This window comes from Bacillus cereus group sp. MYBK216-1 (assembly GCF_051916495.1).
GTDB lineage: Bacteria > Bacillota > Bacilli > Bacillales > Bacillaceae_G > Bacillus_A > Bacillus_A thuringiensis_K.
In genome coordinates this window covers 134993-152160 of record NZ_JBQAGT010000010.1, presented here as the reverse complement: position 1 = coordinate 152160, position 17168 = coordinate 134993, and the positions used below count along the sequence as shown (strand labels likewise).

Genomic DNA, 17168 nt, shown 5'->3' with positions numbered 1-17168 from the left:
TACAGAAAGATTCCAAGAAAAACTTCACGGCCTTTCCCCGATAGAATATCGGGAAAAGGCCGTGGCATAATACTCTTTTTATTACTGTCTACTTGACAGGGAGATGACCAATGAACCATACTCTTTTTTATTGTCCCCCTATTTCGCCTTATCAGAATAGTATTTCATTGGCTGCTTATACTAAAACTTATGTTATAATACGTTTCATGCGCATTAATAGGAGGTAAATTATGTTAAAAAAAGCAATCGCTGAATTTATTGGTACATTTGTACTTGTATTATTCGGAACTGGAGTAGCTGTCACTGGCGGCGGAATTGAAGGAATTGGAACATTAGGAATCGCTATGGCTTTCGGTCTATCTATTGTAGCTATGGCATATAGCATCGGAACAATTTCTGGATGTCACATTAACCCAGCAGTATCAGTAGCTATGTTCATCAACAAACGAATGAACGCTATGGAACTTTGTTATTATGTATTAGCTCAAATTTTAGGTGGTTTATTAGGAACTGCAACGTTAGTAACAATTTTAAAATCTGCTAAAACACCTTTAGATAATTTAGGACAAAATGGTTTCGGAACTCTTGGTTTATCTGGAGCATTTTTAGTTGAGTTCATTTTGACTTTCGTATTTATTTTAGTTATCGTTGCTGTAACAGGTAAAAAAGGAAGTTCTTCTTTAGCTGGACTAGTAATTGGTTTCACATTAGTTTTAATTCACTTATTAGGAATTCCGTTAACTGGAACATCTGTTAACCCAGCTCGTAGTATCGCACCAGCTTTATTTGTTGGTGGAGAAGCACTTTCTCAACTATGGGTATTCATCGTAGCACCAATTCTTGGTGGTATCTTCGCAGCTATCGTAGGTAAATTCATTTTAAATACTGAAAAATAGAATTTTCAATATTTCTGAATAAAAAAAGGCGAGCCCTCATTATGAGGAAGCTCGCTTTTTTTATTCTTTCATTTTAGACTTTAAATTTGTAACTAATTGATCTACCGTTACATTTGCAAGTACGTTTTCCATCGCTTCTTGCGCTTGCATTAAAATAATTTCTAATACTGATTGAATATTAGCTCCTACTGGACATTCAATGTTGGGATTTTCATGGAAGGAAAATAGCTGTCCTTCTTCTACAACTTCCACTGCTTTATATACATCAAGTAATGTAATTTCTTCTAAATCTCGAGCAAGTGTCGTACCACCTTTACCAGCTTGTACATCAACAAGTCCTGCTCTCTTCAACATTCCTGTAATGCGACGAATCACAACTGGATTTGTATTCACACTACCGGCAATCCATTCAGAGGTACAGCGAGAGTTTCGATCTATCGCAAGTAATGTCAGCATATGAACACCTACTGTAAAACGACTACTAATCCCCATCTGCACACCCTCCTTTTTATTCATTCTATTAAAAGACGACTCTTATTATTATATACTATTTTTAATTTATACATAAAGAAAAAGCATGATTTCAATAGGAAATCATGCTTTTCTCTCATTATTGACGCTTTATAAATTTCGCTAAATCTTTAAATTTCACTTTATCTGAGTAATTCATTACCCCGTTTACGTAAATGCGGCTTGTAACAGCATTTAATACCGCAATTGTCGCCAATAAGACTGCTAATGTTATCGTAATTTCTAGCATACCTGCTTCACCAGCTACAATACGTGAGAAGGTAACCATCGGTGTAAAAAATGGAACGTAAGAACTTACAACAACGATAGTACTATTCGGATCACTTAATGATTTAATACTAATAAAGAATGCAGCCATAATTAAAATCATTACCGGGAAAGATACAGCTTGTAAATCCTCCGTCTTAGACACAACAGCTCCAGCAGCAGCATACATCATCGCATAAAGTAAATATCCCGTAATGAAATAAACAAGAAACATGCTGATAACCTTTGCATCTAATTTCGTAAAGTCAATTGGAATACCAAATAGTGAGGCACTTTCTAAATCGACCCAACCTAACAAATATGGAATAAGATAACCACACGCCAATATGACAAGTTGCAATAACGCCGTTGAAACAACCGCTAAAATTTTCGCATACATCATCGTAAGAGGCTTCACTTTCGGAAGCATTACTTCCATTACACGTGACGCCTTTTCAGATGCAATATTCATTGCGATTGTATTTCCGAACGCTACAATAAACATATATAAAGCAAATGTAAAGAAATAGGCAATTCCGAAAGAAGATGTACGATCTTTTATCGCTTCTTGCTTTACTTGAATTTCTGTTTGTAATTGCTGTGCAATTTCTGGTGAAACATTATTTTTGGCAATCGTCACCATCGTATATTGTTGCTTTAAATATCCTGCCATAATTGCAGAAGTTGCTTGGCTTGGAAATCCATTATACATATATGTAATCGATGGAGCCCCACCCTTTTCCGTCACATGGAATAGACCATCTAAATCACCTTCTTCTACTTGCTTATGCAGTTTATCAAAATCATCCTTTGAACCAATTGTTATTTTTGCTGATGGCAATAGCTTATTTAGCTCATCCTTTTGAACTTTATATGTGGAACTCTCTACTACAACTGCAATTTTATCTTTATCCTTATTTTTATCATCGCCTGAAGTAAAATGATTAAATGCAAAAATCCCAAACACAACTAAAAATAAAATCGCACTCGTAATTAATGATTTTTTAGATAAAAATGCTTCCCTAAAATAAAATGAAAATACGTGAGAAAATTTACGCATCGTTATTTCGCCCTCTCTACAAAGATTTCGTTTAACGTCGGCTCTAACATTTTGAATTGTCGTAAGCTAACACCTTGCTCTTGCAACTGTTGCAAAATCTTGAGAGCTTCCGCATCGTCTTGTACTTTCACATAAAGAAGGCCTTGTTGTTTTTCATACGATACATGTATAGCTTCTAATCCCTTTTCATTCTCTACTGTATCTTCAATCGTTAAATTACGGAAACCGTATTCTTTCTTAATATCACTTAGCTGTCCTTTTACGACTGCTTCACCTTTTTTCAAAATACATACATGTTGGCAAAAAGCCTCTACTTGTTCCATACGATGACTTGATAAAATAATCGTCTTTCCGCTCTGTACTTGTTCTTCAATAATACTAGATAACATCCCAGCATTAACTGGATCAAGGCCGCTGAATGGTTCATCTAAAATGAGAAGTTCCGGATTATGAAGAAGAGCAGCAATTAATTGGATTTTTTGCTGATTCCCTTTTGAAAGCTCTCCAGCCGTTTTAAATTTATATTCTGGTATCGCTAAACGCTCTAACCAGTGATCAATAGCGTGATCCACTTCTTTCTTCGACATTCCTTCTAATCGACCAAAATATCGCAGCTGATCTATTACTCTACTTTTTGTATATAAACCTCTTTCTTCTGGTAAATACCCAATTGTTACACCACTATTTCCAAATGCTTTTCCATCCCATGTAATCGAACCTTCATTAGGCGTTAATAATCCGAGAAGCATTTTGATTGTTGTTGTTTTCCCTGCACCATTTCGTCCAAGTAACCCTAGTACTTCACCTTTTGGTAACGAAATTTGCAAACCGTTAACTGCTTTTGATTCCCCAAATTGTTTCGTTAAGTTTTGAATTTGTAAACTCAAGTATAAAGCCTCCCCTTTAGTATCATTCGTACTCTCTTTCAAAGACTATGTTTATTCAAGACAAAATATAGCACCACGCTTCATCCTCTTATATGTAAACATCGTCATTAATCCATCATTTGTTCTATTTAGTTAAAATTGTAAATAAAAAATTTCTTTTTGTCAATTATAATTGTCATTACGACAATAAAACTTGTCAAAATAACTATTATTATTTTGCTCATCTTTCTAATATAGGACATACTACTATATATATAAAAGACAATATGCAAATGTTCATATAAAAATATTATATTTTAATATATAATATAAAATGATTTTCTAACATCAAGGAGGATACATATGAAGATGAAGAGGGGCATTACCACTTTATTATCTGTAGCGGTTCTATCTACATCACTTGTAGCATGTTCAGGAACACCAGAGAAAACAGTGGCAAAAGAAGAGAAAGTAAAATTAACAGAACAACAATTAATGGCTGATTTATGGTATCAAACAGCCGGTGAAGCGAAAGCACTTTACTACCAAGGGTACAACATTGGTCAATTAAAGCTTGATGCAATTCTTGCAAAAGGGACAGAGAAAAAACCTGCTATCGTGCTTGATTTAGACGAAACTGTTTTAGATAACAGTCCTCATCAAGCAATGAGCGTAAAAACAGGCAAAGGCTATCCTTACAAATGGGATGATTGGATTAGCAAAGCTGAGGCTGAAGCCCTTCCAGGCGCAATTGATTTCTTAAAATATACAGAGTCTAAAGGTGTAGATATTTACTACATCTCAAATCGTAAAACGAATCAACTAGATGCAACAATTAAAAATCTTGAGCGTGTAGGTGCTCCTCAAGCAACGAAAGAACATATATTACTACAAGATCCGAAAGAAAAAGGAAAAGAAAAACGCCGTGAACTCGTTTCTCAAACTCATGATATTGTCTTATTCTTCGGTGATAACTTATCTGATTTCACAGGTTTTGATGGAAAATCTGTAAAAGATCGTAACCAAACAGTAGCAGATTCAAAAGCACAATTTGGTGAGAAATTCATTATTTTCCCGAATCCAATGTATGGCGATTGGGAAGGCGCTTTATATGATTATGATTTCAAAAAATCAGATGCAGAAAAAGATAAAATCCGTCGCGACAACTTAAAATCATTTGAAGTAAAATAAAAGAGGATGGCATTCGCCATCCTCTTTTATTTTACTTTCTCTGTTAAAGGCAAGATAAATACTTCCACACGTCTATTCTTTGCCTTTCCTTCTTGTGTATCGTTTGGAGCAATTGAACGGTATTCTCCGTATCCAATCGCACTAAATTTTTCTGGTTGTAATTCTTTATTTTGCAGTAATACTTGCATAAAATTAACTGCCCGCTGCGTACTTAATTCCCAATTCGACGCAAACTGCGCATTGGCAATAGGGACATTATCTGTATGACCCGATACTGTAATTTCACGAGGTGACGCTGAAACAAGTAAGCTAGACATCTCTTTTGCAATCCCTAAAGATTCTAATTTCACATCTGCTTTCCCCGAATCAAACAGTATATTTTCTAATATTGTCACCATTAATCCCTTTTCAGTTAATTTAGTTTGAAAAGAAGAGGATAATTGTTTTTCATTAATATATTGATCAATCTTTTTTTGTAATGCTTTCAATTCATCCATCTCTTTTTTTTCTTTAGCTCTAGCTTCTTCTTGTTTTTTTGCTTGTTCTGCCTCAAGGCTACTTGCTGATAATTCTTTTTCATCATTTGGCTTTTGATCACTTAAAAATTCTTTGTTACCTGTTCCCCCAGCTAATTCACTTCGAAAAGCAACTGCCATCTGTTTAAACTTCGCAGCATCTATACTACTCATTGCGAATAAAACGATAAACAATGCAAATAACAACGTTAACATATCAGAATATGGGATTAACCACGTTTCATCGATATGCTCATCATGTTTTTTCTTTTTACCTCTTCTATTTTTCTTACTCCGCATTTTTTTCTGCTCCTTTTTCTAGCTTTTTACGCTCAGTTGCAGAAAGTGCACCTAAAATGCGGTTCTTCATAATAAACGGATATGTACCTTCTTGTAACATTAATAAACAATCAATGATTAAACGTTTTTTCTCAATTTCAGCTGAAGATTTTTGCTTTAACTTATTTGCAAATGGATGCCATAATACATAACCTGAAAAAATACCAAAAATCGTTGCAATAAACGCACCCGAAATAGCATGACCTAACTTTTCAATATCAGTTAAGTTACCAAGCGCAGCTACAAGACCGATAACAGCACCTAAAACTCCTAATGTCGGTGCATACGTACCAGCTTGTGAAAAAATAGCAGCTCCCTTTGCATGTCTTTCTTCAATTGCCTCTAATTCAGATTCCAAAATCTGCTCTAAATCTTCTGCGGATACGCCATCAATCACAAATTTCATACCGCGCAAAAGAAATTCATCTTGAATTTTGTCTAATTGTTGCTCTAAAGACAAAATACCGTATTTTCTACTTTCAGATGTCCAATGAACAAATAATTCTAGCAACTGTTCATAACTTAAATCCTTTTTATTTGAACCAAAAAGAACTTTAAATAGTTTTGGAACCCTTTTTAGTTGATTCATCGGAAATGCAATACATACTGCAGCAAATGTACCGATAAAAATAATTAATGCTGCGGCAGGATTTAATAAGGCTGTTATGTCAGCGCCCTTGACGACCATCCCTACTACCACTGCTACAAATCCTAAAATAAGTCCAATAATTGTTGCAAAATCCATTCCCATTCACTCCTAGTCTATACAAGAAGTTCTCTATTCTCGATAATCGCTACATCTTCTTATGTATATATATTACATAAAAAATGCATTTCATGAAAGATAAGAAATGAATTATATAAAAAAATACTACAAATTCACACATTTTCTGACATTTTCTTTGCATTTCTATTACGTTATGACTCTTATATTCCTTTTCCAACAAACTAGATTTATAATAAAAAAAACATTACACATTTTATGAAGAAGGGACTGTGATTACAAGGCATCATGAAAAAGATAATAATTATTTCTGCCACTACTATTGTAATCGGTATCACATCTTTCGCTTACTTTGGTTCTAAAACACCACTAAATAATGAAGCAAAAGCTGTCGAAAGTCAAAAGCATAATAACCATAAAAAAGAAGAGATTCCTGCTTTTCCAAAAGCTGATCATAATGCAAAGAAAATAGACAATGACTTTTCAGTTGTAACAAATCCAAAATCTAATCTTGTCTTAATTAATAAACATCGAAAACTACCAGATGGATACATTCCTGAAGACTTAACGAGACCAAATGTACCATTTATTAGTCCAAAAGATAAAGAAAAAACATTGCTGCGAAAAGATGCTGCAGAGGCACTTGAAAACATGTTTAAAGCTGCGAAAAAAGAAGGGCTTGATCTTACAGCTGTATCTGGTTATCGTTCATACAAACGCCAAAAATCGTTGCATGATACATACGTTAGACGTCAAGGAAAAGCCGAAGCTAATTCGGTAAGCGCAATTCCTGGTACAAGTGAACACCAAACGGGTTTAGCAATGGATATTAGTTCAAAATCAGCTAAATTTCAATTAGAGCCTATCTTCGGGGAGACAGCAGAAGGAAAATGGGTCGCAGAACACGCTCATGAATTCGGCTTTGTCATTCGTTACTTAGAAGATAAAACAGATACAACAGAATATGCATATGAACCATGGCACTTACGCTACGTTGGTAATCCATACGCTACATACCTATATAAACATCACTTAACATTAGAAGAAGCGATGGAAGACAAAAAATAAGAGAGCAAATTGCTCTCTTATTTTTCTTTCACTCTATTATTGTATTAATTTCTTCTTCCATTCTTCAGGCCATGGTTCGCCTCTTCCTGTTTTTTTCGACGCTTGAACCATCATTCCACGACCTACTAAACAAACCTCTCCTGCTGCATTCTTCACCATATAATGTAAATCTAAAGAAGAATTCCCGACCGATCCTGCCTTTACATACACCTTCAGCTGTTCATCAAAATATATTTGCTTAATAAAATTACATTGTAAATCCGCAACAACGATCATCGTTTCTGATGATGCATGTGTCCACTCTTGCATAAATCCAAGTTCTTTAAACAACGCAATACGAGCTTCTTCAAAATAAGTAAAAGCAACGACATTATTTACATGTCCAAACATATCTACTTCACCAAAACGAACCTTTACAGGGTTGTAAAACGAAAAACCACTTTCCCATTGCTCAAAGTCTTCAATATAAGAAATCCTCTTCATTGTTATCTCTCCTTTTCACCTTTAAATAAACAGAATAAACAGAAAAATACAGTTATAAATATTGCCTCTTCGATATGAAGAGGCAATATTTATTAATAGTTATTATCGCTACCAAAGAAATCTTTGAACGATTGAATTGTTGTATCACGGTTTAATGCCGCAATTGAAGTTGTTAAAGGAATACCCTTCGGACATGATTGCACACAGTTTTGAGAGTTACCACAGTTTGCTAGTCCTCCATCTCCCATAATTGCACGTAAGCGATCTGCTTTATGCATTTCACCCGTTGGATGTGAGTTGAATAAGCGAGCTTGTGATAACGGTGCTGGTCCAATAAAGTCAGACTTACTGTTTACGTTTGGACATGATTCTAAGCAAACACCACATGTCATACATTTTGAAAGCTCATAAGCCCATTGACGCTTTTTCTCAGGCATTCTTGGTCCTGGCCCTAGGTCATACGTACCATCAATTGGAATCCACGCTTTAACGCGTTTTAGAGCATTAAACATGCGACTACGATCAACTTGCAAGTCACGTACAACCGGGAATGTCTTCATCGGTTTTAAGCGAATTGGTTGCTCTAATTGATCGATAAGTGCCGTACATGATTGACGTGGTTTTCCGTTAATCACCATCGAACATGCACCACATACTTCCTCTAAGCAGTTCATATCCCATGCAATCGGAGTTGTTTGGTTCCCTTTTGAATCAACAGGATTACGACGGATTTCCATAAGTGCTGAGATAATATTCATATTCGGACGATATGGAATTTCAAACTCTTGGTCAAACGCTTGCGCATCTGGCCCGTCTTGTCTCGTAATGATGAGGCGGATTGTTTTCTCAGACATGTTGTTTATCCCCCTTCTCTTCACCCTTAGCAGCTACATCGTGTTTTGAAGAATAATCACGTTTACGCGGTTTAATTAATGAAATATCAACGTCTTCGTAATGGAATGCTGGTGCATTTCCTTCTCCCTCAAATTTTGCCATCGTAGTTTTTAAGAAGTTTGCATCATCACGATTTGGGAATTCAGGTTTGTAATGCGCCCCACGGCTCTCATTACGGTTATATGCGCCAATTGTAATAACACGTGCTAACTCAAACATATTTGCAAGTTGGCGTGTAAATGAAGCACCTTGGTTACTCCATCTTGCTGTATCGTTAATGTTAATACGTTTGTAACGAGCCATTAATTCTTCAATTTTCGCATCTGTTTCTAATAATTTTTTATTTTCACGAACTACTGTAACGTTATCTGTCATCCATTCTCCAAGCTCTTTATGAAGAACATACGCATTTTCGTTACCATCCATCGTTAAAATATTGTTAAATTTCTCTGTTTCGATTAATTCATTTTGTTCATATACAGTAGATGAAACAGCATCCGATGATTTAGAAAGACCTTTCATATATTCAATTGCGTTTGGTCCCGCTACCATACCACCATAAATTGCTGATAATAGTGAGTTCGCACCAAGACGGTTACCTCCGTGCATAGAATAATCACATTCACCTGCTGCAAATAAACCTGGAATATTTGTCATCTGTTTATAATCAACCCATAGTCCGCCCATTGAATAGTGAACAGCTGGGAAGATTTTCATTGGTAGTTTACGAGGATCATCCCCTGTAAATTTCTCATAGATTTCAATAATTCCACCTAGTTTAATATCTAGTTCTTTTGGATCTTTATGAGAAAGATCTAAATACACCATGTTTTCACCGTTAATACCTAGTTTTTGCTCTACGCAAACATCAAAGATTTCACGTGTTGCGATGTCACGAGGTACAAGGTTTCCGTAAGCCGGATATTTTTCTTCTAAGAAGTACCATGGTTTACCATCTTTATATGTCCAAACACGTCCACCTTCACCACGTGCAGATTCACTCATAAGACGTAATTTATCGTCTCCAGGAATTGCCGTTGGGTGAATTTGAATGAACTCACCGTTTGCATAGTATGCGCCTTGTTGATATACAGCAGAAGCTGCTGTACCTGTATTGATAATGGAGTTTGTTGATTTTCCGAAAATGATACCAGGGCCCCCTGTTGCCATAATCACGGCATCTGCTCCGAAACTTCTAATCTCCATAGTTTGTAAGTCTTGTGCAACGATTCCTCGGCACACACCTTCATCATCAACAACAGCTCGTAAGAAATCCCAACCTTCATATTTCGTTACAAGTCCTGCTACTTCGTGACGACGTACTTGCTCATCTAATGCGTAAAGTAATTGCTGTCCAGTTGTTGCACCAGCAAATGCTGTACGGTGATGTTGCGTTCCACCAAATCGACGGAAATCAAGAAGTCCTTCTTCCGTACGGTTAAACATAACACCCATACGGTCCATTAAATGAATGATACCAGGTGCTGCTTCACACATTGCTTTAACTGGTGGTTGGTTCGCTAAGAAGTCCCCACCATAAATTGTATCGTCAAAGTGGATCCATGGAGAATCCCCTTCACCTTTCGTATTTACGGCACCGTTAATTCCGCCCTGAGCACATACAGAATGTGAACGTTTTACTGGTACTAAAGAAAACAGTTCAACATTTACTCCTGCTTCTGCCGCTTTAATCGTTGCCATTAAGCCAGCCAAGCCACCGCCGACTACTATAAGTTTCCCTTTCATGCTCTCCCACTCCTTACTGGTTTGCTAGCTGTGGATCGATGAACGCTAATAATGCACTCACACCTACATAAGATAAACCTAAGAAAATAGCTAATGTTACATAAGTAGAGATTCTTTGTGAACGTGGAGATACTGTAATTCCCCAGCTGATGCAGAATGTCCATAGTCCATTTGCAAAGTGGAAAATTGTTGAAACAACACCAACTAAGTAGAATGCAAACATAGCTGGATTGTTTAAAATATCTGCCATCATATCATAGTTTACCTCTTTACCTAACATTGCTTGAATACGAGTTTCCCAGACGTGCCAAGAAATGAAGATCAGCGTAACGATACCTGAAATTCTTTGGAAGACGAACATCCAGTTACGGAAATAACCGTAAGAAACCGCATTGTTCTTAGCTGTAAATGCAATATATAAGCCATATATAGCATGGTACAGTATCGGTAAAAAGATGATGAAAATTTCTAGCGCATACCGGAATGGAAGGAGCTCCATAAAGCCTGCAGCTTTGTTAAAAGCCTCTGCTCCTCGTGTTGCAAAGTTGTTTACAATTAAATGTTGCGTCAAAAAGACACCAACCGGGATGACCCCCATTAATGAGTGCCACTTACGAAACGTATACTCGCGGCCTTTCATGTCCCCATTACCCCCCTTGAATGTTTGACTGCTGTTTTCAGATTAGTTTACAACAATAATGTTTTTTCACTATTGGCATAAGAAAAACTGAAAAAATTATTCGAAATATTTCAGCATAATTTGATACCAAGTTCATTTTACTCCTATTTTTGTCGAAGCGTCAAGAAAACGTATACATAATTTGCATATAATTTGCCAATTCTTTTTTTCTTCTTATATATTCAGATTTTCCTAAAGAAAAATCTGTTTTTATAAATGTGAAATGTTATATAATAATCCCTATAGAAAGAGGGGAATATTGTGAGCAAAAATACAATCGATACAACATCTTTAGAAGATGTTTCATTGAACGCCTTCGCTTATGAATTGCTACGTGAAGAATTACTACCTGATTTAATCGGCAACGATTTAGATGGTATTTTATACTGGTCTGGTAGAAACCTTGCAAGAAAATATCCGCTAGAAACAATTGAAGAAGTCATTCAGTTCTTTGAAAAGGCTGGCTGGGGCACTTTAAGCATTGTTGAACATAAGCGTCGTGAAATGCAGTTCCAACTTAAAGGTACACTCATTGCAGAACGTCAAAAACAAAAACGACATTCTTCTTATCAACTAGAAGCCGGATTCATCGCTGAACAAATCCAAAAGCAACGGAACGTCGTTGCAGAGTCATACGAAGAAAAGAAAAAACGTTCTGACTCTATTACATTTCTTGTAAAATGGGATATAAAAGATCTCATTGAAGTGTAAGCATTACCTACAGTCAACTAGACATATCAGTTCAGTTGACTTTTTTGTATTTTCATTCAGATGTGTTTATTTTAAATCTTCAGAAATTATATCAAAAAACAGAAGACGTTGTAAACTACAACGTCTTCTTATCTGTTAAATACGTATAAATCGTCTCCGCGACATTTTTTGGCATACCCGCTTCGACAAATTCCTCTATAGAAGCTTCTTTCATCTTCTTTAATGAACCAAAATGTTTTAACAATACCTTTTTCCGTTTATCACCGATTCCTGGAATATCATCCAACGCTGATTGAATGACAGATTTCCCATGTAATTGACGATGGAATGTAATCGCAAATCGATGCACCTCATCTTGAATACGCTGCAATAAATAAAATTCTTGGCTATTTCTCTCAAGCATCACAGGTTCCGGTGGATCCCCAATAATTAAATGGGAGGTTTTATGTTTATCATCTTTTACAAGACCTGCCATCGGAATATATAATCCGAGCTCATTCTCTAAAATATCACTTGCAGCCGCTAGATGGCCTTTTCCTCCATCAATAATAATCAAATCAGGTAAAGGTGAATTTTCTTTAAGCGCCCTTGTATAACGGCGCCTCACAACTTCCCTCATAGACTCATAATCGTCTGGTCCTTGAACCGTTTTAATTTTATATTTTCGATACTCTTTCTTCGCCGGTTTCCCATCGATAAAAGCAATCATTGCAGAAACGGGATTTGTTCCTTGAATATTTGAGTTATCAAACGCTTCAATACGATACGGTGTTTCAATCCCAAGCTGCTTCCCTAAATGATCTACCGCTTTAATCGTTCGTTCTTCATCACGTTCAATTAAGTAGAACTTCTCTTCAAGAGCAATCTTCGCATTTTTATTTGCTAATTCTACAAGGTCTTTTTTCTTACCACGTTTCGGCTGTGTTGCTTCTACTTCTAAAAACCGCTCTACTAATTCCGAGTCTATACTTCCTGGAACGACAATTTCCTTCGGCTTAAAATGACTACTGTTTTCATAAAATTGGCCGATAAAAGTTAAAAAACCCTCTTCTGGTTCATCGTAAATTGGAAACATAGAAACATCGCGTTCAATTAGCTTTCCTTTTCGAACAAAGAAAACTTGAACACACATCCATCCTTTATCCACTGCATATCCAAACACATCACGATCCACTAAGTCACTCATAATCATCTTTTGTTTTTCCATAATCGCATCAATATGAGCAATTTGATCACGCAACTCTTTTGCACGTTCAAACTCTAGTTTCTCTGAGGCCTCATACATTTTTGTTTCTAATTCTGAACGAACTTCTTTATGTCCACCATTTAAAAACTTAATAATTTCATCTACAATTTCTTTATTTTGTTCTTCCGTCACTTCTTTCACACAAGGTGCTAAACATTGACCCATATGATAATACAAACAAACTTTATCTGGCATATTCGTGCATTTCCGAAGTGGATACATACGATCTAGCAGTTTTTTCGTTTCATGAGCAGATTGTGCATTTGGATAAGGACCAAAATATTTCCCTTTATCCTTTTTTACGTTTCGAGTAATGAGTAAGCGCGGTTGCTTCTCCGCCGTAATTTTAATAAAGGGATATGTTTTATCATCTTTTAATTGAATATTATATTTCGGATCATATTTTTTAATTAGATTTAACTCTAAAATAAGCGCTTCTAAATTCGAAGAGGTTACAATATATTCAAAATCAACAATTTCTCCTACAAGCCGCAGTGTTTTCCCATCATGTGAACCAGTAAAGTACGAGCGCACACGATTTTTAAGCACTTTTGCCTTTCCGACATATATAACCGTTCCTTGCTTATCTTTCATCAAATAACAACCAGGTTGATCTGGTAAAATGGCCAACTTCTCTTTCAAATGTTCGTGCACTCGTCTCCCTCCATTTCTACATACTTAGCATTTTTATTTCCCCTTGAAAACATACTATGCCCAAACACCCAACATACGTTCTTTTATTGTAACGGAAAGACTGTAAAAAAGAAAATAAAAAAAGCTACCAAATGGTAGCCCCTTTATTTTAGAAGTGTTTAGAAACTAATTCTACTAACGCTTCTTTCGGTTTGTAACCTAACGCTTGATCAACTACTTTACCGTCTTTTAATACGAAAAGAGCTGGAATACTCATTACTTCGAATTGACGAGCAGTTTCTTGGTTTTCATCAACGTCTACTTTTACTACTTTTACTTTTTCGCCTAGTTCTGCATCGATTTCCTCTAATACAGGAGCGATCATTTTACAAGGTCCACACCAAGGTGCCCAGAAATCTAATAATACAACACCTTCGCTAGTTTCAGCTGCGAAGCTTTGGTCATTTGCGTTTACAATTGCCATTTTATTTCCTCCTTCAAGTATATTCTACCAAGAGTATATCATTAACTTATATACGTGGCGAATAATATGTATCGTTATGTATTGTAACAAAAAAATGTTCCTTTATACTATATAAAAATACGGATTAAAAACTAAAAAGATGAGAGACAGGGGATCTCTCACCTTTTTCTATATATAGGGGTACTTCACTTGGAACTCAAGGGTACTTAAATCATGAATGTACTTTTAACTTTTTAAACTCTTCTGTTAAAAGAGGTACAACTTCGAATAAGTCACCGACAATACCGTAGTCAGCTACTTTAAAGATACTTGCTTCTGGATCTTTATTAATCGCAACGATGATTTTTGAGTTAGACATACCTGCTAAATGCTGAATCGCACCAGAAATACCACATGCAATGTATAAGTCTGGCGTAACAACTTTACCAGTTTGACCGATTTGTAATGAATAATCACAGTATTCAGCGTCACAAGCACCACGAGATGCCCCAACAGCGCCGCCTAGTACGTCAGCTAACTCTTTTAATGGTTTAAAGCCTTCTTCACTCTTTACACCGCGTCCGCCAGCGATAATAACTTTCGCTTCAGAAAGATCAACACCTTCTGCCGTTTTACGGACAACATCTTGAATGATTGTACGTAAATCTTTCACATCAACTGTAATAGAAGATACGTCACCGCTGCGAGACTCATCTTTTTCCAGAGTTGCAATGTTATTTGGACGCACTGTCGCAAATAAGATGCCGTCTGTTACAATCTTCTTCTCGAATGCTTTACCAGAGTAAATTGGACGAGTGAAGATAACATTTCCACCTTCAACCTCTAAAGCAGTTACGTCAGAAACTAAACCAGCTTCAAGCTTCGCTGCTAATTTTGGTGATAAATCTTTACCAAGTGCTGTATGTCCAAAGACAATACCTTCTGGATTTTCTTCAGCATGTACAGCTAAAAACGCTTGTGCATAACCATCAGATGTATATGATTTTAATTTATCATTTTCAACTGTCACAACGCGATCTGCACCGTAATGAATCAATTCTTTTGCAAAAGAGGCAACGCTGTCTCCAATTAGAAGACCTACTACTTCACCGCCTTCTGCAATTGTTTTTGCTGCTGCTACCGCTTCAAACGAAACGTTACGTAGCGATCCATCACGAACTTCACCCATTACTAATACTTTACGAGCCATAGATTTTCCCTCCTGCATATATAATTTCGTATTTTATTAGATTACTTTCGCTTCTGTATGGAGCAACGATACAAGTTCTTTTACTTGATCTTGCAGCTCGCCTTGTAACACTTTTCCTGCATCTTTCTTAGGAGGCAAATAGATTTCAATTGTTTTTGTCTTTGCTTCCACATCATCATCTTCTAAATCTAAATCATCTAATTCTAATTCTTCTAGTGGCTTTTTCTTCGCTTTCATAATACCTGGAAGCGATGGATAACGCGGTTCATTTAAACCTTGTTGTGCTGTTACTAAAACTGGTAATGAAGTTGCAATCACTTCTGTATCCCCTTCAACATCACGCTCAATCTTCACATTTGTACCGTCAATTTCAAGTTTTGTAATTGTCGTTACATACGGAATATTTAACGCTTCAGCTACGCGTGGTCCTACTTGTCCAGATGCACCATCAATTGCAACGTTTCCGCCTAAAATTAAATCTGCATCTTTATCTTTTAAATATTCAGCAAGCACTTTTGCTGTCGTGAACTGGTCACCATTTTCTACATCATCTTCAATATTAATTAATACCGCTTTATCACAGCCCATTGCTAATGCAGTACGAAGTTCTTTCTCACTATCTTCGCCACCGACTGTTACAACTGTAACTTCTCCACCTTGTGCGTCTCTTACTTGAATTGCTTCTTCAATTGCATATTCATCGTAAGGGTTGATGATGAATTCCGCTTCGCCATCGTAAATTGCACCGTTTTTAATTACGATTTTTTCTTCTGTATCAAATGTTCGTTTCATGAGTACGTAGATGTTCATTCCATTTACCCCCTTGTTTTTCAGAAAGATTCTATCAATTTTAATTTTCTGTTAATTTATATCAAAAAATAATTGAACTACCTGCCACTAAATGAAGGTTTACGCTTTTCTAAAAATGCAGCTACACCTTCTCTTCCATCTTCACTCGTAAATACTTCACCAAAAATCTGTGATTCACGTTGTACACCTTCATAGTAATGAGACGATTTTGTCGTTTGCAATAATTCTAGTACAGCACGAGTTGTTGCTGGACTTTTTCCAGCAATTTGTTTTGCGACTTTAAGCGTATCATCTAAAAGTGATTCTTCAGAGAACAATCCGTTAACAAGTCCCCACTTTAACGCTTCTGCACCAGTAATTGGTGTACTTGTTAACATCATTTCACAAGCTTTCGCTTTCCCAACATAACGTGGTAAGCGCTGTGTACCTGCAAAGCCAGGAATTAATCCAAGTGTTAATTCGGGTAAACCAAGTTTTGCACTTTCAGTTGCAAAGCGCATGTGGCAAGACATAGCAAACTCAAGGCCGCCGCCCAGTGCCGCTCCATGAATTGCCGCAATAACTGGTTTTGAACATTTTTCAACACGCTCAAACGTAACTTGTCCAAGCTGTGCTAATTCTGTTGCTTGCTTCGCTTCAGTAACAGATGTAAATTCTTTAATATCTGCTCCCGCTGAGAAGAAACGTCCTTCACCGTGAATAACAACAACACGAATGTTATCATCCTTTTCCACTTGATCAATTAATTCAGTAACGTCATGCATAACTTGTGAAGACATCGCATTTGCTGGTGCGTGATTTAACGTCGCCACCGCGATATGACCTTCAACTCTTACAGATAGGAATTTCAACATGAT

At 36.4% G+C, this 17168-nt stretch carries 19 protein-coding genes; 5 read left to right on the top strand and 14 right to left on the bottom strand.

The window, feature by feature from the left end; genetic code table 11:
- Positions 1–70, top strand: a 70-nt coding sequence (locus tag ACTFRH_RS25640) for an IS3 family transposase (RefSeq protein ID WP_325782447.1), incomplete at its 5' end; no start/stop codon positions are given.
- 160 nt (positions 71–230) lie between these two features.
- The gene (locus tag ACTFRH_RS25635; protein WP_000913213.1) at positions 231–896 is read left to right on the top strand and encodes an aquaporin; all 666 of its coding nucleotides are present in this window, start codon (positions 231–233) and stop codon (positions 894–896) included.
- A 60-nt stretch (positions 897–956) separates the two neighbouring features.
- On the opposite strand, the gene ACTFRH_RS25630 is transcribed toward ACTFRH_RS25635, so the two are convergent.
- The 3 genes from ACTFRH_RS25630 to ACTFRH_RS25620 all read right to left on the bottom strand — a co-directional run bounded on the left by ACTFRH_RS25630 (position 957) and on the right by ACTFRH_RS25620 (position 3620).
- Positions 957–1388, bottom strand: coding sequence for an Rrf2 family transcriptional regulator (locus ACTFRH_RS25630; RefSeq protein WP_000512998.1), 432 nt, complete (start codon positions 1386–1388; stop codon positions 957–959).
- 118 nt (positions 1389–1506) lie between these two features.
- On the bottom strand, positions 1507–2733 hold the full coding sequence (locus ACTFRH_RS25625; protein WP_001224980.1) for an ABC transporter permease: 1227 nt from the start codon (positions 2731–2733) through the stop codon (positions 1507–1509).
- A 2-nt stretch (positions 2734–2735) separates the two neighbouring features.
- On the bottom strand, positions 2736–3620 hold the full coding sequence (locus tag ACTFRH_RS25620) for an ABC transporter ATP-binding protein (RefSeq protein WP_000058121.1): 885 nt from the start codon (positions 3618–3620) through the stop codon (positions 2736–2738).
- A gap of 342 nt (positions 3621–3962) precedes the next feature.
- Between ACTFRH_RS25620 and ACTFRH_RS25615 the strand changes: the two genes are divergently transcribed.
- Positions 3963–4790: a 5'-nucleotidase, lipoprotein e(P4) family gene (locus tag ACTFRH_RS25615; protein WP_000782758.1), complete on the top strand. Its 828-nt coding sequence runs from the start codon at positions 3963–3965 to the stop codon at positions 4788–4790.
- Between the two features lie 26 nt (positions 4791–4816).
- Here ACTFRH_RS25615 and motB read toward each other — a convergent pair whose 3' ends face one another.
- Complete coding sequence (gene motB / locus ACTFRH_RS25610; RefSeq protein WP_001256734.1) at positions 4817–5605, bottom strand: flagellar motor protein MotB; 789 nt, start codon at positions 5603–5605, stop codon at positions 4817–4819.
- Positions 5595–6389: a flagellar motor stator protein MotA gene (gene motA, locus ACTFRH_RS25605; RefSeq protein ID WP_000344853.1), complete on the bottom strand. Its 795-nt coding sequence runs from the start codon at positions 6387–6389 to the stop codon at positions 5595–5597. Before motA ends, motB begins: the two co-directional genes overlap by 11 nt.
- A gap of 267 nt (positions 6390–6656) precedes the next feature.
- Between motA and ACTFRH_RS25600 the strand changes: the two genes are divergently transcribed.
- On the top strand, positions 6657–7436 hold the full coding sequence (locus ACTFRH_RS25600) for a M15 family metallopeptidase (RefSeq protein WP_000720203.1): 780 nt from the start codon (positions 6657–6659) through the stop codon (positions 7434–7436).
- Positions 7437–7472: 36 nt separating this feature from the next.
- Here the strand turns inward: ACTFRH_RS25600 and ACTFRH_RS25595 are convergent, their stop codons facing one another.
- From ACTFRH_RS25595 to sdhC, 4 genes are all read right to left on the bottom strand, one after another.
- Positions 7473–7919: an acyl-CoA thioesterase gene (locus ACTFRH_RS25595; protein ID WP_000822733.1), complete on the bottom strand. Its 447-nt coding sequence runs from the start codon at positions 7917–7919 to the stop codon at positions 7473–7475.
- Between the two features lie 92 nt (positions 7920–8011).
- Positions 8012–8773: a succinate dehydrogenase iron-sulfur subunit gene (gene sdhB, locus ACTFRH_RS25590; RefSeq protein WP_001291827.1), complete on the bottom strand. Its 762-nt coding sequence runs from the start codon at positions 8771–8773 to the stop codon at positions 8012–8014.
- On the bottom strand, positions 8766–10559 hold the full coding sequence (gene sdhA / locus ACTFRH_RS25585) for a succinate dehydrogenase flavoprotein subunit (protein ID WP_000676750.1): 1794 nt from the start codon (positions 10557–10559) through the stop codon (positions 8766–8768). Before sdhA ends, sdhB begins: the two co-directional genes overlap by 8 nt.
- A 13-nt stretch (positions 10560–10572) precedes the next feature.
- On the bottom strand, positions 10573–11199 hold the full coding sequence (sdhC, locus tag ACTFRH_RS25580; RefSeq protein ID WP_000678354.1) for a succinate dehydrogenase cytochrome B558: 627 nt from the start codon (positions 11197–11199) through the stop codon (positions 10573–10575).
- Between the two features lie 300 nt (positions 11200–11499).
- Here sdhC and ACTFRH_RS25575 point away from each other — a divergent pair, with 300 nt between their 5' ends.
- Complete coding sequence (locus ACTFRH_RS25575) at positions 11500–11949, top strand: YslB family protein (protein ID WP_000042226.1); 450 nt, start codon at positions 11500–11502, stop codon at positions 11947–11949.
- A 115-nt stretch (positions 11950–12064) separates the two neighbouring features.
- Here the strand turns inward: ACTFRH_RS25575 and uvrC are convergent, their stop codons facing one another.
- The 5 genes from uvrC to ACTFRH_RS25550 all read right to left on the bottom strand — a co-directional run bounded on the left by uvrC (position 12065) and on the right by ACTFRH_RS25550 (position 17165).
- Complete coding sequence (gene uvrC, locus ACTFRH_RS25570; RefSeq protein WP_000544299.1) at positions 12065–13849, bottom strand: excinuclease ABC subunit C; 1785 nt, start codon at positions 13847–13849, stop codon at positions 12065–12067.
- A 148-nt stretch (positions 13850–13997) separates the two neighbouring features.
- Positions 13998–14312, bottom strand: coding sequence for a thioredoxin (trxA, locus tag ACTFRH_RS25565; RefSeq protein WP_001018943.1), 315 nt, complete (start codon positions 14310–14312; stop codon positions 13998–14000).
- A 211-nt stretch (positions 14313–14523) separates the two neighbouring features.
- Positions 14524–15501, bottom strand: a complete 978-nt coding sequence (gene etfA, locus ACTFRH_RS25560; RefSeq protein WP_000101942.1) for an electron transfer flavoprotein subunit alpha — start codon at positions 15499–15501, stop codon at positions 14524–14526.
- A gap of 36 nt (positions 15502–15537) precedes the next feature.
- Positions 15538–16311 (bottom strand): electron transfer flavoprotein subunit beta, encoded by a 774-nt coding sequence (gene etfB, locus ACTFRH_RS25555; protein ID WP_001029027.1) that lies wholly within the window; start codon positions 16309–16311, stop codon positions 15538–15540.
- Between the two features lie 77 nt (positions 16312–16388).
- On the bottom strand, positions 16389–17165 hold the full coding sequence (locus ACTFRH_RS25550) for an enoyl-CoA hydratase (protein ID WP_033703139.1): 777 nt from the start codon (positions 17163–17165) through the stop codon (positions 16389–16391).
- Positions 17166–17168 lie beyond the last annotated feature (3 nt).

Bases quoted from the DNA above. Each gene is read 5' to 3' on its own strand.
- ACTFRH_RS25635 (WP_000913213.1), top strand. From the start codon at position 231: ATGTTAAAAAAAGCAATCGCTGAATTTATTGGTACATTTGTACTTGTA.
- ACTFRH_RS25630 (WP_000512998.1), bottom strand. From the start codon at position 1,388: ATGGGGATTAGTAGTCGTTTTACAGTAGGTGTTCATATGCTGACATTA.
- ACTFRH_RS25625 (WP_001224980.1), bottom strand. From the start codon at position 2,733: ATGCGTAAATTTTCTCACGTATTTTCATTTTATTTTAGGGAAGCATTT.
- ACTFRH_RS25615 (WP_000782758.1), top strand. From the start codon at position 3,963: ATGAAGATGAAGAGGGGCATTACCACTTTATTATCTGTAGCGGTTCTA.
- motB (WP_001256734.1), bottom strand. From the start codon at position 5,605: ATGCGGAGTAAGAAAAATAGAAGAGGTAAAAAGAAAAAACATGATGAG.
- motA (WP_000344853.1), bottom strand. From the start codon at position 6,389: ATGGATTTTGCAACAATTATTGGACTTATTTTAGGATTTGTAGCAGTG.
- ACTFRH_RS25600 (WP_000720203.1), top strand. From the start codon at position 6,657: ATGAAAAAGATAATAATTATTTCTGCCACTACTATTGTAATCGGTATC.
- ACTFRH_RS25595 (WP_000822733.1), bottom strand. From the start codon at position 7,919: ATGAAGAGGATTTCTTATATTGAAGACTTTGAGCAATGGGAAAGTGGT.
- sdhB (WP_001291827.1), bottom strand. From the start codon at position 8,773: ATGTCTGAGAAAACAATCCGCCTCATCATTACGAGACAAGACGGGCCA.
- sdhA (WP_000676750.1), bottom strand. From the start codon at position 10,559: ATGAAAGGGAAACTTATAGTAGTCGGCGGTGGCTTGGCTGGCTTAATG.
- sdhC (WP_000678354.1), bottom strand. From the start codon at position 11,199: ATGAAAGGCCGCGAGTATACGTTTCGTAAGTGGCACTCATTAATGGGG.
- trxA (WP_001018943.1), bottom strand. From the start codon at position 14,312: ATGGCAATTGTAAACGCAAATGACCAAAGCTTCGCAGCTGAAACTAGC.
- etfA (WP_000101942.1), bottom strand. From the start codon at position 15,501: ATGGCTCGTAAAGTATTAGTAATGGGTGAAGTTCGTGATGGATCGCTA.
- etfB (WP_001029027.1), bottom strand. From the start codon at position 16,311: ATGAACATCTACGTACTCATGAAACGAACATTTGATACAGAAGAAAAA.
- ACTFRH_RS25550 (WP_033703139.1), bottom strand. From the start codon at position 17,165: ATGTTGAAATTCCTATCTGTAAGAGTTGAAGGTCATATCGCGGTGGCG.